The sequence below is a fragment of the Shewanella sp. SR44-4 genome (assembly GCF_014163715.1).
Taxonomy (GTDB): Bacteria; Pseudomonadota; Gammaproteobacteria; order Enterobacterales; family Shewanellaceae; genus Shewanella.
Genome location: NZ_JACJDU010000047.1, coordinates 1 through 13,649, shown reverse-complemented (window position 1 = coordinate 13,649; position 13,649 = coordinate 1). Strand labels below are relative to the sequence as shown.

Sequence of the window (13,649 nt, the reverse complement as noted above, 5' to 3'; positions counted from 1 at the left end):
AAAGATATTTTCTTTATTAATCAATAACTAATCTAATAACTTTAAGAAGTTATATATAAAATGAAATTTATGACGATAAACACTTGCAAATACAAATGAGAATGATTATTATTACCTTGCGTTCCAAAGCTCGGTTTACTAAATAGAGACTTCATCACCTTTAATTAGTCTGCAGAGTTCGCAAGCACGACATTGCTCACACACTCTTTGTGGCCGGGTTAATCACCCGGCTTTTTTTTGCCTGTTTTTTGTCTATTTCTTGCCTATTTAGTAAAGTATTTTACTGTGTACTGTCACCAAAATGTAGGCCTTCATAAGGCCCAAGCTGCTGATCATCTTTGGCTTTATGGTAAAGCCCAATGGTAAATATCGTGCCAGTGCCTACCGTCGAATTCACTTCGATCGTACCGCCAAGTCGTTTAATAATCCCATAACTCAGAGATAACCCTAAACCAGTACCATCTTTACGGGTGGTATAAAATGGATCAAAGATACGACTCAAATCTTGTTTCGAAATCCCCATCCCTTCATCTTCAACTTCAATTTTTACCCCAATAGCGATTCCGTCTTCTAGCCAGTCGTAGGTTCGTAGCCAAATTCGACCTTTATTCTCAATCGCATGGGCAGCATTAACCATTAAGTTAATCAGCACTTGTAATAGCTGAGGTCGATTGACTTCTACTGAACCTGTAGCCGTAAACTCCTTGATCAATTTCACTTCTTGTTGCTCAATAGAGTGACGCGCTAATAACAGCATCTCTTCAACAATTGGCGTCACAGGTTGTAATGTTATCGGCGCATTAAATTCACCAGGACGGCTATATTGCAGCAGGCTACGAATGATAGTCGTTATCCTACCGACTTGTTGAATAACCAATTCAATTTCTTCTTCGACAATCGCTGCATTGTCACCCAGCTCATATTTTAATAGCTCCATGTTCCCCAAGATAACAGCAGTAGGATTATTAATTTCGTGGGCAATACCGGCAATCAGTTCGCCCAGTGCGGTGAGTTTTTCGTTAGTCACTAATTGCTGTCTGGTGGCATGCAACAACGCAACATTGCGTTCGAGCTCTTCTGTTTTATCTTGCAAGCTGCGGGTACGTTGTTCTACTTTTATTTCCAACTGCTCTGCTGCCGCTTGAATTTGAGTATTACGTCGCTGCAACTGATCTAACATTCGGTCAAATTGCTCGGCCAAATGCGCCAACTCGTTATCACCGTTGATGTCTAATTTACCAATTCTGACATTTCGACCAGACTGTACTGCGGTAACAACTTGGTGAATATATTCAATAGGTTGAAGCAAACTATTAGCAGCGCGATAAACTAAAAAACCTGAAATCAATAGCACGAAAACTAAAATAGTGCCGAGCTCGATAATATTGAGTAAATAATTATGTAAAAAAGGCGACTCAGAAAAACCGGCATACACCATCCCAACCCTTTTGCCACGAACATCGAGTAAAGGTAGATAACCCGAGATATACCAATCATTAAGTACAAAGGCACGATTTATCCACGTTTCGCCTTCAATGAGTACTTGCTGATAAACCTCATCAGACACTAAGGTCCCCAAGGCTCTATTGGATTTATTGCTGTCTTTTGGAAACAACTCCATAGGCACGTTGGTGCTAATGCGAATATTATCCAAAAAAAGGGTTACGGTACCGATTGAACGTTCAGGCAAAGTGCCTTTGCCGTATACTAAGTCACGAATATTATCGACTATGTCGGTATTGTGGTTAAACAACATCCCACCATCTAAATACCAAAATACATTTCCCGACTGATCGGCTATTGGCAGTAGCGTTCGACTTAATAAACCTCGGGTTTCTATAGTTTGTTTAGGGTTTTTAGCATGTAATGTCGGGATCAATGTAATTTGAGCTTGTTTTGCTAAACCTGAGTTAATTCTTTCGAGACGTTTGGCTGGCAATACCATTAAACCCGAAAAAACCTTCTGTTTGGTTTGATGTAACATCAAACGTAAATCAGGGTCTCCAGCGGCATCGGCAACACTAATTAAACGTAAAAAGTCTAACCCTAACTCTTTTTTCTGTTGTGCCAATAGAATATTTAATGCACTTATCGCACTTGGATTAGGTTGTTGCTCACTGTGTTTTATTAGCCTAAATGCATGTTGAAAATCCCATGATTCACTTATCGAGTCGAGCTTGTCTTGTTGGCGTTCCTGCACTTGCACCAAGGTACTATTAGCGACAATTAAGTCAGCCTTTACCTTCATAAACAATTGCTTACCTGTGTATATCACATTCCAGTAAATGGTAATAAATACTAAGCTAATTAAGGTTAATAAGATGGGTAATGATGTCAAAAACAAAATCCGATAACGCACTTTGGCTTGCATTTGCAGCCAACTAATACCGAAAACTCGTGTAAAAATACCAGTAGAATGCACCACTATTATTCTTCCTCAAGGCCTTGTTTTTCATGGGTTAGCCAATCTTTAAATTTTCTATCTAATGTTTTTCGTGACACTCCTAAATCTCGCGCTGCAGCAGATTTATTACCACTATGGCTATCGACCACTTTGGTCACATGTTGTTTTTCAACTTCTTTTAATGGCCAATTTAGCGGGTAGCCCATCGCATCATTCACCATAACTGACACTGGTTTTTTCCAATATTCCGCAGGCGGTTTGCCTAATAAGATGCAACGTTCAATCATATTTCGCAGTTCACGAATGTTACCGGGCCAATCATGCTGTTGCAGTACTTGTAGGTCTTCGTGGCTCCAAATAACATCTTTAATACCCAGCTCTTGTGACAACTGCAAGGTAAAATAATGAGTCAACTCAACAACATCTTCTGGCCGAGAGCGCAAAGATGGAATAACAATGTTTAATACATTCAGACGATAAAATAAATCACGTCTGAAACGACCCGCTTCAACTTCATCAATTAATAAACGATTAGTGGCCGCGACAACGCGCACATTAATATCGATTTCTTTTTCACTTCCTACAGGACGAATAGCTCGTTGCTCAAGCACTCTGAGTAAAGCGGTTTGCATGTTCATCGGCATTTCGCCAATTTCGTCCAAAAATATCGTGCCACCAGAGGCATAACTAAATAACCCTTCACGATTACCTTTAGCCCCGGTAAATGCGCCCGCTGTATGGCCAAATAGTTCACTGGCTAACAATTCAGGGGCGATGGCACCACAGTTTACTGGGACAAATGCACCACTTCGGCCACTCTGTTGATGTAATTGTCTGGCCACCAGCTCTTTGCCTGTGCCTGATTCGCCCTCAATTAGTACAACTGCGTTAGTCGGTGCGATGCGTTCAATGACCTCTTTCACATCACGGATAGCTTCACTGTTGCCGATAATGGTGGATGACTGTCCGTGCGATAGTTCTCGCCTTAGCATAAAATTTTCACGCTTTAGCAATCGTTTCTCGATACAGCGGTCAACGGCGGTAATCATTTGTTCTAAGTGAAACGGTTTCATAATGAAATCAGAGGCGCCAGCACGTAATGCTTTGATTGCCACATCCATATCAGCATAACCGGTCATAAAAATGATATCTGATTGACGATCTGGATCATCTAGCGCTTCATGCCACTCGATACCTGAACGATCGGGCAATCGAATATCAACAATCAATAAATCGAAATGGCCGTGACTGCGTAATTCTTCTGCTTGGGCAATTGTGGAGGCGGTTTCTACCAAGGCAAACTTCTTTGCCAAGGCTTTCATCAAAAAACTACGCATGCCAGGCTCATCATCAACGATAAGAACCGACATAGTGGTCTTGCTTACTGGGGAAATATGTTCATTTGGACTCATAAATGGACTCTTATTTGGACATTTTGACGCGCTTTTCACTACTGTATCATCGAAATCACAACACTTGGTCACTATGAACCACAGAAAAGTGATCGTGGGACAATTTGTCTAAGATAAATGATTAAAGCTTGGGAGCAAGTTCACAGTTTCGATTTTATGCGTGAACTGTATTTGCATTAACACTGCTTGGCATCTAACTTGCTTATTGCATTAGTAATTAAGCAAAACGGCTTAATGTTTTGTACAAGTTTTCAGTATGAACATCATGATTATTAATATATCAAGGAGCGGCAATGTTAAAACTCAAAGCAAGCGTTAGTATTCTGTTGGCGGCATCGGTACTCAGTGGAGCAATGTTCAGCCAAACTGCACTCGCAAATGAAGTGATCAAGTTAGCGACCACAACCAGTACTGAAAACTCAGGATTACTTGGGGCGCTGTTGCCAAAATTTGAAGCGGAATCAGGCTATAGTGTACAAGTGATTGCTACGGGTACAGGTAAAGCATTGAAGCTGGCAAGTCAGGGAGATGTTGATGTTGTTATGACTCATGCTCCAGAAGCCGAAGCACAGTTTGTTGCTGACGGTTATGGTATTGAGCCTCGCGGTATTATGGAGAATGATTTCATTGTATTAGGGCCTAAAAATGATCCTGCTGGGCTCAAGTCGAGCAAAGATGCCACTGAAGCATTTAGCAAAATAGCTCATAAGCCAAGTAAATTTATTTCTCGTGGTGATAACTCTGGTACTAATATGAAAGAGTTAACCATTTGGAAAGATGCGGGCGTTAAACCTGAATTTAACGGCTATACCTCCGTTGGCCAGGGCATGGGTAAAACCTTATTAATGGCCAATGAGTTTCAGGCTTATACATTAGCGGATCGCGGTACGTTTATTGCTTATAAAGCTAAGCTAGACCTTAATATTAGTTTTGAAGGTGGCGCGGAATTAGCTAACCCTTACCAAATTATTTTGATCAACCCTACAAAATACCCAGACTTGAATCATAAAGGGGCAAGAGCATTAAGCGATTGGTTTATCAGCCCTGCAACGCAAACTATGATCAATAATTATAAAGTGCAAGGAGAGCAATTGTTTAAGGCAACTTATAAAAAATGAGTGACGGCTGGTTAGCCCTATTGCAGCAAGCATTTAGCTTGCTGCTATCTTTTGACCCACATGTGTGGGCAATTATTAACATCTCATTTTCGGTGTCTTTTGCCGCGCTGTTGATCACCATTATTCCGTCGATGATGTTAGGTTTTATCCTCGCGTTTAGTCATTTCAGAGGCCGCTGGATCGTCACTAATTTAGTGCAAACATTGCAATCCATTCCCACTGTCGTGATTGGTTTATTAGTGTATTTATTGTTAACTCGCAATGGTGTCTTAGGCGATTTAAAGTGGCTATTCACCCAAAAAGGAATGATTTTAGGACAGATGTTAATTTGTGCTCCAGTATTAATCGCATTGTCGCAAGCCGCTTTTGCCAGTGTAGATCGTAGAGCGTGGGAAACATCTCGTACATTAGGAGCTTCATGGCTACGCGCGGTTTGGACCTTATGTCGTGAACTGCGGGGCCCCTTACTACTCGCCATTATTGCAGCGTTTAGTCGCATTTTAACTGAAGTAGGTTGCTCGATGATGGTAGGGGGTAATATTATGAATGTTACCCGTAATATTCCCACCGCAATAGCACTTGAAACGAGCAAAGGCGATTTTGCACAAGCTATCGCGCTAGGATTAGTCTTATTGATATTAGCGGTAGTATTAAACTTCATCTTAGGTTCATTGCGAGGCAAAGCCGTCCCGAGGAGTCATTAAAATGACATTATCACATGACTCAGACACCTCTTTGGCCAGTATTCATGCAACTAACCTACTGGTAACCTTTAATCAGCAGAGACTCTTTAGCGCAACTGATTTACATTTTAGCCAAGGTGATGTCATTTACCTGCAAGGTGACAATGGCTCGGGTAAATCGACCTTAATGAAACTCCTCGCTGGATTGATTAAACCAAACCAAGGCCAGATCACCAGCCAGGGTTTTGCGCCTCAAACGTGGTGGCGACCGTCATCTCTTTTAGGTAAAGCGGTTTATTTACATCAACATCCTTATCTTTTTGAAGACACAGTAAAGTACAACTTAACCTACGCCTTGGATCAGCGGGCTTTAGCGCCTGAACAACGTAAAAAACGGATCCAACAGGCCATTCATATGGCTCAACTCACCGATTTACTGAATCATAATGCTAGCGATCTATCGGGGGGCGAGAGACAACGTCTTGCCATTGCCAGAGCTTGGATAGCACAACCTAAACTGTTAATGCTTGATGAACCGATTTCGAATATGGATAAACACTCACAGCGCTTAGTGCTCGCGATGATTAATCAACTCAAACAAGACGGCACAGGACTGCTAATTAGCAGTCATCAAACCTGTGGCCTGACCGCGTTGTGTCAACAACATTGGCATATAAAGCAACGCACAATTCATACCAGTATTCATGTACCCCAAACAGATGATTTACATGATACCCACACAACGGAATTACATTATGGCACCACAAATTGATGCGGTGATTTTAGCTGGCGGCATGGCAAGACGAATGGGCGGCAATGACAAAGGCTTAGTGGATCTCAATGGCCAAGCGATGATTTGTCATACAATTAATAAGCTGTCGACTCAAGTGGATCAGATCCTGATTAACGCTAATCGGAACCAAACTCAATATGAGCAATGGGGTTACACCGTTTTCAGCGATCAAGACAGTGGCTATTTAGGCCCTTTAGCTGGAATGGTGACCGCCTTAAAACAGACTCAAGCTGATTATTTACTTGTGGTCCCTTGTGACTGTCCTATGCTGCCAACCGACTTAACAGCAAGGTTATTAGCGGCTTTAGAGCAACAACAAGCCGACCTTGCTGTTGCTAGTGATGGTGAATATGAACAACCCGTAGTGTTATTGCTAAAACCACATCTGGCAGCATCGATGCAGGCTTTTTTAGATGCGGGAGAGCGCAAAATTGATTTTTGGTATCGCCAACATAAAGTGGCAGTAGAAAGTTTTGCTGACCAACCCAATGCATTCGTTAACATCAATACACCAGAACAAAAACAGCAGTTAGCAACGCAAATTGCCAAGTAATTCAGTAGAGGTACTTCATGACAGCATTATTTTCTAATCCATTGTCCATTCCCGTTTTGGGATTTTGTGCATACAGTGGCACAGGTAAAACCACTCTACTTAAACAGCTTATTCCGGCCTTAATTGAACGCGGTTTACGTTTAGCCGTTATTAAGCACGCACATCATAATTTTGATGTTGATGTTCCGGGTAAAGACAGTTTCGAAATGCGCAAAGCTGGGGCAAGGCAAGTATTGGTAGCGTCTCATGTGCGCTGGGCATTAATGACTGAAGATCCTGTTGATGACGACCCACAATTACAACATTTACTGCGTCAAATTGAAGCAGAAAAAGTCGATATCGTACTGGTAGAAGGCTTTAAAAAACTGGCATTACCTAAAATTGAATTACACCGTGCAGCACATAATAAACCTTTGATTCATATACATGATGACAATATCGTTGCGATTGCCTGTTGTGATGAAACCACAGTACCTGATTCATTAACGCGCTTAGATTTAAACAACGTGGCGCAAATTGCTGATTTTGTACAACACTATCAACAAAATTGGCAGGCAGAAGAGGTCCGCTTGCCGATTGATGCGAGCAAAGCAGCTCAAATGGACGATACGGAAAACAGTCCACATGGCATTAGTGTATCCCAAGGCGTTGCGGCGGTATTAAGTCAAGTTACCCCTATTGTGGACACTGAATTAGTCAGTCTTTTCGATATTGATAATCGCGTACTGGCACATGATATTATTTCTGAAATAAACGTACCTCAACAAACTAACTCAGCAATGGACGGTTATGCCTTTGCGTTTAGTAACTTATCTAATAAACCTCTTAAAATCGTGGCAGAAGTATTAGCAGGACATCATTACTCCAATATGCTGCAAGACGGCGAAGCCGTGCGCATTATGACCGGAGCAACAGTGCCAAAAGGCGCTGACACCATTCAGCCACGAGAGCTAGCAAACGAACAAGATAACCTGTTAACCCTTCTTGAGCATGAGCACATCGTTAAAGGTCAGCATGTACGTCTAGCAGGTGAAGATATTGCTAGCGGTGACGTCGCTTTAGCGGCAGGAAAACGCTTAGGTGCTGCTGAACTGGGCCTACTAGCATCACTTGGATTTGATCGACTACCTTTATTTAAACGCCCTACCGTCGCGGTATTTTCAACTGGCGATGAAGTCAGCCAACCAGGACAAACACTCAAACCAAACTGCATCTATGACTCAAATCGCTATACCGTATTATCGATGGCTAAAAAGCTCGGTTGTCAGGTTATCGATTTAGGCATTATTGAAGATAATGAACACATACTCACCGCGACGTTACGCAGTGCGGCAGAGCAAGCAGATATCGTCATCAGCTCTGGCGGCGTATCTGTGGGTAATGCCGATTACATTAAAACGGCACTCGCCAATGTGGGCAACACTCAATTTTGGCGAATTAATATGCGACCAGGTCGCCCTCTCGCGGTAGGGAATATTGACCAAAGCCTATTTTTTGGCTTACCGGGAAACCCTGTGGCGGTTATGGTGGCATTTTTACAGTTTGTGCAACCTGCTATCCGTAAATTAGCTGGCGAACTTCACTGGCAACCTCAGTTTATTCCTGCCATTGCACAGCATGCATTACGCAGTAAAACGGGGCGTACTGAATTTTTACGCGGTATTTATGCTATTGGGTCAGATGGCAGAATCAAGGTAAGTACCACGGGTGCGCAAGGGTCTGGCATGCTCAGCTCAATGGTCAGCGCTAATTGTTTAATTGTTATTGGTGATGATACTGCCAGCATACCTGCTGGCGAGTCTGTGTTTATTCAACCCTTTGCTGATTTACTGTAAGTGCTGATATGAGCCAACTTATCGACAGCTTTCAGCGAAAAGTAGATTATTTACGCTTATCGGTAACCGATCGTTGCGATTTTCGCTGTGTATATTGCATGAGTGAAGATCCGATTTTTTTACCTAAATCACATGTTCTTAGTTTGGAAGAATTATCGTGGATAGCCCAAGCTTTTACAGAGCTTGGGGTAAAAAAAATACGCCTCACTGGTGGCGAGCCACTAGTGCGATCCGACTGTGACAAACTGGTCAAATTGTTAAAGCAATTGCCTGGTCTTGAAGAACTCTCTATGACCACTAATGGGTCTCGGTTATCTAAGTTGGCGCAGCCACTGTTTGATAATGGTCTTAGCCGATTGAATATCAGCCTTGATACCTTAAACCCCGATGTGTTTACGCAGCTAACACGTAACGGTAAACTGGAGCGTGTCATCGCTGGCATTGATGCCGCAATAGCGGCTGGCTTTCGTAACATCAAAATTAATACGGTCATTCTACGCGGGCAAAACGATCATGAAGTATTAGATTTAGTTGAGTTCTGTCGCCAACGCCAACTCGATATTGCTTTTATTGAAGAAATGCCAATTGGACTCATGGATGATCGCCATCGTCACCGTCATTGCTCAAGTGACGAAGTCCGAAACATTATAGAAACGCGCTATCCCTTAATCGCTTCATCTAAACGCACAGGTGGCCCCTCTCGATATGTAAAGATGGCCGACAGCACGATTCGGATCGGATTTATATCGCCACACAGCAATGACTTTTGTCATCAATGTAATCGCGTAAGAGTGACTGTTGAAGGGCAATTACTCTTGTGCTTAGGTAATGACAATGCCATTGATTTAAAATCAATTGTGCGACAATTCCCCGCCGATATTGAACGCCTTAAACAAGCCATTACCGATGGAATGCAATACAAGCCGCACTCTCACCAGTTTAATCTCGACGCTGCTCCACAAATACTTCGCTTTATGAATGCCACTGGCGGCTAATTGTTTTTGCTATCGTCAGTGGTACACTTATGCCATGATTTACCGCTTCAAACTTGCGCGTTACATTACCAGTTTGAGATAGTTTTAATCCACATTAAGGTGATTTATGGCCCTGTCACGCAAAAATTGGAACTATATTATTATTGGTGCCAGTGTGTTTATGATTGTGGTGTTGTCTTTTATCAATGATAAAACCGTCAATGTTCCGGATGATACAGTGCCTTTATTTGATCTGCAGCTGCCTTTGAAACAATTACAACTTGATGGTATTTGGTTAAGTCAACAAGACGGACAGTGGCAGTGTCATTCGCAGGTGCTCAATTGTCAGCAATGGGCTTTATCATGGCAAAATATTAGTGTATCACCATTAAAAAATCAGCCTGAACATAGCCTTAAAGAGCAAACTCTGTCTATTGCCATCGATAATATGCAAACGACACAATTATGGCGCTATTTCCCTAATGAAGGTTTGTTACAATCGTCTAGTCAAAATTGGTATCTAGTACCGCCGAGTTTACGAGCTGGGTTACAACCTATATTAGCCATACCTCCTCAATCAAAATAATGAGTCATTATGCCCGAATTACCAGAAGTTGAAGTGACCCGTCTAGGGATCAGTCCATATCTTATTGAGCAAACGGTAAGTGAATTGATTGTGCGCAATGCCTCGCTTCGTTGGCCTGTGCCGGCTATTGCGCAAAACATTGTTGGTCAGCGTATTACCAATGTCCGCAGACGAGCGAAATACTTACTCATTGATACCAATGCAGGAATGACAATAGTGCATTTAGGCATGTCAGGCAGCTTACGTATTTTACCGCGCAATACCCCAATCGAAAAACATGACCATATTGATTTAGTACTCGAAAATGGGCGCATGTTGCGATTTAACGATCCACGTCGCTTTGGTGCTTGGTTATGGTATGAATTACCAGAAGAAGCCCATCCACTGCTATCAAAGCTTGGCCCAGAACCACTAAGCCCTCATTTCACGCCATTACAATTACAAGCAGCACTTGCGGGCAAGAAAAAGGCGATTAAACTGTGCTTAATGGATAATCACATCGTGGTTGGAGCCGGTAATATTTACGCCAACGAAGCTTTATTTGCTGCCGGGATCCACCCAGAAGCCGCAGCAGGAAGTATTGATTTAGAACGGCTAACGATTCTTGTCAGTGAAGTTAAACAAATTTTGGCACACGCCATTGAACAAGGCGGAACAACATTAAAAGACTTTACTAATGCAGACGGTAAGCCAGGTTATTTTGCCCAAAAGCTGCATGTTTATGGCCGTGGCGGCAAAACCTGTACAGCCTGTGGCAATTTATTAAGTGAGATAAAACTGGGCCAACGTACCACGGTTTTTTGTGGTTTATGCCAACAGCGTTAGTCGGATAAATAACGCCTAAATCGCATGTCAATTTACACATAAAAAAGGGAGCCATTGGGCTCCCTCATATCATCAACCTCAACTCGGGTTAATCAACCATAAGGCTTAAAACTTATATTCGTAAGTCGAAAAAACAGTGCCTTGAGTATCATCATCTTGTACTTCGAACTCTGAATTAGCCACACTGCCACCTAAGGTCAACATGCCGTTAAACATAGGCAAACGATATGACAATTCCAGCATCATGATATCTTCTTTCAATGGCTGTGGAGCCCAAACACTATCAAAGTTTTCACCGTCTTTATTAAGCTGAGCATATCGTAGTAACGTAGTAAACCCATGACTATTATCAAATTGGCCTATTAACCCTAAAACATACACATTAGCGTCACTGTCGTAGGTGCTTCCAAAAGCACGACCATAATAACGTGAGCCACTGAGGTAGGTGTCATGTTCATAAAAACAGTTAGAGCTAGTATCAGCTTCATTTTTAAGGCAATAAACCAGAGTGTCGCTGTATTCGAAAAATAACTTATATTGTTGTTTGGCAAGATTAAAACGCGTATCTACACCGACCATTTTAGCACAATCAGTTATCTCCCACGGTTGGCCTGTCGAATCCTCACAGGTTCGTTCCAGATATAAGCCCACAGGTACATCAAACCAGGTATCTGCATAACGGACATCAAAGCCCGCCATCTGGTTACCATAGTTTGAACAACCTTCACCTTGACCTGTATCAGCTCGACAATCACGCTGACCAGTAATGGATTTAACTGCGGTATTGAAGCTACATTCTTGGCCTTCACCGCAAAACTGTGTGGTCCACGATAAGCCAATTTCTAACTGCTTAAGTGGCTTAATTGCCCCTCGTAGACTCCACAGCAGCACATTAGGAATATACCGATCTTTCTCCGTCATACTAACACCAGCAGTTAAATTCCAATCACCAAACCATGATAACCAAGGCGTTTCAAATGCTTGAGAATTATTACGACTGACCATTAAAGATGGCATTGGGCGAGCATTATTTGATTTATGGAGTGAGGAATCAAATCCAGGTCCCCACCATTGGCCGACGCTGCCGGCTGTGACAATCCAATTGCCTAGCACTACCGCAATATAAGAATCATCTAAACGGATTTCCTCGTCGTCCGCAGGGTTATAATTTGCCGATGCAGAAATCTTATAAGAAAATCGCTCTCCAGTGTATTCATGTGAGCCTTGTAACTGGCCCTTTTCACGATAATCTGAGCCAAAATGTTGAAAGCGTGCCTCATCAGATGCGGCAGCCACTTTTATACTGGTGTTACCACGATTACCAACAGCATTTTGGTAGTAAAAATTAACTCGTGCAAAAGCATCAACTAAATCAAGCGTTAACAAAGCAGGTTCAGTTTGAGCCAAATCAGTCCCAATACCAGACCACATTAATGGGAATGTATTAATAGGTGCACTAATCACTTCGGCATCAGCTAACGCTTGAATATCTGCACGCAAATAGATATCGGAGGTATCGACCCATGGTGCGGCTTGAGCACTATCCGCTGTGATAATCATAGTACTTAAGCCAAGCGTGACGGCAACCTTGATCAAACTAAATCCCTTTATCATACGACTACTTACCTTTATTTTCGGCTTGAATTTTTGCCACTTTCTGTTTCAATGCAGCTGCGATCTGTGGATGAACGAATTGACTTACATCCCCCCCATGTAATGCGACCTCCTTGACTAACGTTGACGAAATAAATGAATTTTCTTCCGCTGGGGTTAAAAACACACTTTCAAGATCAGGGCTCAAACGGCGATTCATATTTGCCAACTGAAACTCGTATTCGAAATCAGATACCGCTCGCAATCCACGCACCAAGACACTAGCATGTTGCTCTTTAGCAAAATCAACTAATAGACCAGTAAAGCCAACAACTTCAACATTATCTAAATGTGCAGTAACTAAATTGACTTGAGCGACACGCTCTTCAAGAGAAAAGCGAGGTTGCTTAGAAGGATTTGACGCTATACCGATAATCACGTGCTTGAATAAGCGTGCTGCACGTTCAATTAAATCGGCATGACCATTGGTCACTGGGTCAAACGTACCAGGATAAATAGCTCTTCTGTGCATAATAATGCCATTTTGATTAGTGTTCAGTGATTTTATCTGCTTATTATGTCTCAACACACTTGTCATCAACAATTAATTAAACATTTTTTGTAAAAAATTGAAATCCAATAAATTACTATCTCAACATCATTGAATATTTATTAACCAATAATATCGAATTTAATATGGAAGTGAATTGATTGTATGCTAATCTATCATAGGTTTGTTTGGATATTTTACGGGAATACTTTGAATATGAAAAAATTAGCTATAGCGTTAACAACTGCTTTATTAATGGTTAGTTCAGCTCAAGCGGCTGAAGAAACTGCTGGTACTGGTACTGGTGCTGGTGCTGGTGCTGG

The 13,649-nt window shown here is 42.1% G+C and carries 12 protein-coding genes; 8 read left to right on the top strand and 4 right to left on the bottom strand.

What is annotated here, in order from left to right:
* Window positions 1-280: 280 nt before the first annotated feature.
* Window positions 281-2,371 carry a HAMP domain-containing sensor histidine kinase gene (locus H5125_RS17795; protein ID WP_182744922.1) on the bottom strand — a complete coding sequence of 697 codons (2,091 nt, stop codon included), beginning with the start codon at window positions 2,369-2,371 and terminating at the stop codon, window positions 281-283.
* Window positions 2,372-2,427: 56 nt separating this feature from the next.
* On the bottom strand, window positions 2,428-3,816 hold the full coding sequence (locus H5125_RS17790) for a sigma-54 dependent transcriptional regulator (protein WP_101088587.1): 1,389 nt from the start codon (window positions 3,814-3,816) through the stop codon (window positions 2,428-2,430).
* A 353-nt stretch (window positions 3,817-4,169) separates the two neighbouring features.
* Here H5125_RS17790 and H5125_RS17785 point away from each other — a divergent pair, with 353 nt between their 5' ends.
* The 8 genes from H5125_RS17785 to mutM all read left to right on the top strand — a co-directional run bounded on the left by H5125_RS17785 (window position 4,170) and on the right by mutM (window position 11,183).
* Complete coding sequence (locus H5125_RS17785) at window positions 4,170-4,934, top strand: substrate-binding domain-containing protein (protein WP_409085854.1); 765 nt, start codon at window positions 4,170-4,172, stop codon at window positions 4,932-4,934.
* Window positions 4,931-5,638 carry an ABC transporter permease gene (locus H5125_RS17780; RefSeq protein WP_182744907.1) on the top strand — a complete coding sequence of 236 codons (708 nt, stop codon included), beginning with the start codon at window positions 4,931-4,933 and terminating at the stop codon, window positions 5,636-5,638. The genes H5125_RS17785 and H5125_RS17780 overlap by 4 nt, the downstream gene beginning before the upstream one ends.
* Before the next feature lies 1 nt (window position 5,639).
* Window positions 5,640-6,389 carry an energy-coupling factor ABC transporter ATP-binding protein gene (locus H5125_RS17775; protein WP_182744906.1) on the top strand — a complete coding sequence of 250 codons (750 nt, stop codon included), beginning with the start codon at window positions 5,640-5,642 and terminating at the stop codon, window positions 6,387-6,389.
* A complete protein-coding gene (mobA, locus tag H5125_RS17770) occupies window positions 6,373-6,963 on the top strand; it encodes a molybdenum cofactor guanylyltransferase MobA (protein WP_182744905.1) in 591 nt (196 codons plus the stop codon). Before H5125_RS17775 ends, mobA begins: the two co-directional genes overlap by 17 nt.
* Before the next feature lie 17 nt (window positions 6,964-6,980).
* Window positions 6,981-8,798: a bifunctional molybdopterin-guanine dinucleotide biosynthesis adaptor protein MobB/molybdopterin molybdotransferase MoeA gene (locus H5125_RS17765; protein ID WP_182744904.1), complete on the top strand. Its 1,818-nt coding sequence runs from the start codon at window positions 6,981-6,983 to the stop codon at window positions 8,796-8,798.
* Between the two features lie 8 nt (window positions 8,799-8,806).
* Window positions 8,807-9,793, top strand: coding sequence for a GTP 3',8-cyclase MoaA (moaA, locus tag H5125_RS17760; protein WP_182744903.1), 987 nt, complete (start codon window positions 8,807-8,809; stop codon window positions 9,791-9,793).
* Between the two features lie 106 nt (window positions 9,794-9,899).
* Complete coding sequence (locus tag H5125_RS17755) at window positions 9,900-10,358, top strand: hypothetical protein (protein ID WP_182744902.1); 459 nt, start codon at window positions 9,900-9,902, stop codon at window positions 10,356-10,358.
* Between the two features lie 9 nt (window positions 10,359-10,367).
* Complete coding sequence (mutM, locus tag H5125_RS17750; RefSeq protein WP_101088594.1) at window positions 10,368-11,183, top strand: bifunctional DNA-formamidopyrimidine glycosylase/DNA-(apurinic or apyrimidinic site) lyase; 816 nt, start codon at window positions 10,368-10,370, stop codon at window positions 11,181-11,183.
* Between the two features lie 105 nt (window positions 11,184-11,288).
* On the opposite strand, the gene H5125_RS17745 is transcribed toward mutM, so the two are convergent.
* Window positions 11,289-12,797: a capsule assembly Wzi family protein gene (locus H5125_RS17745; RefSeq protein ID WP_182744901.1), complete on the bottom strand. Its 1,509-nt coding sequence runs from the start codon at window positions 12,795-12,797 to the stop codon at window positions 11,289-11,291.
* A 4-nt stretch (window positions 12,798-12,801) separates the two neighbouring features.
* Window positions 12,802-13,308 (bottom strand): pantetheine-phosphate adenylyltransferase, encoded by a 507-nt coding sequence (gene coaD / locus H5125_RS17740; RefSeq protein ID WP_182744900.1) that lies wholly within the window; start codon window positions 13,306-13,308, stop codon window positions 12,802-12,804.
* Between the last annotated feature and the right edge of the window lie 341 nt (window positions 13,309-13,649).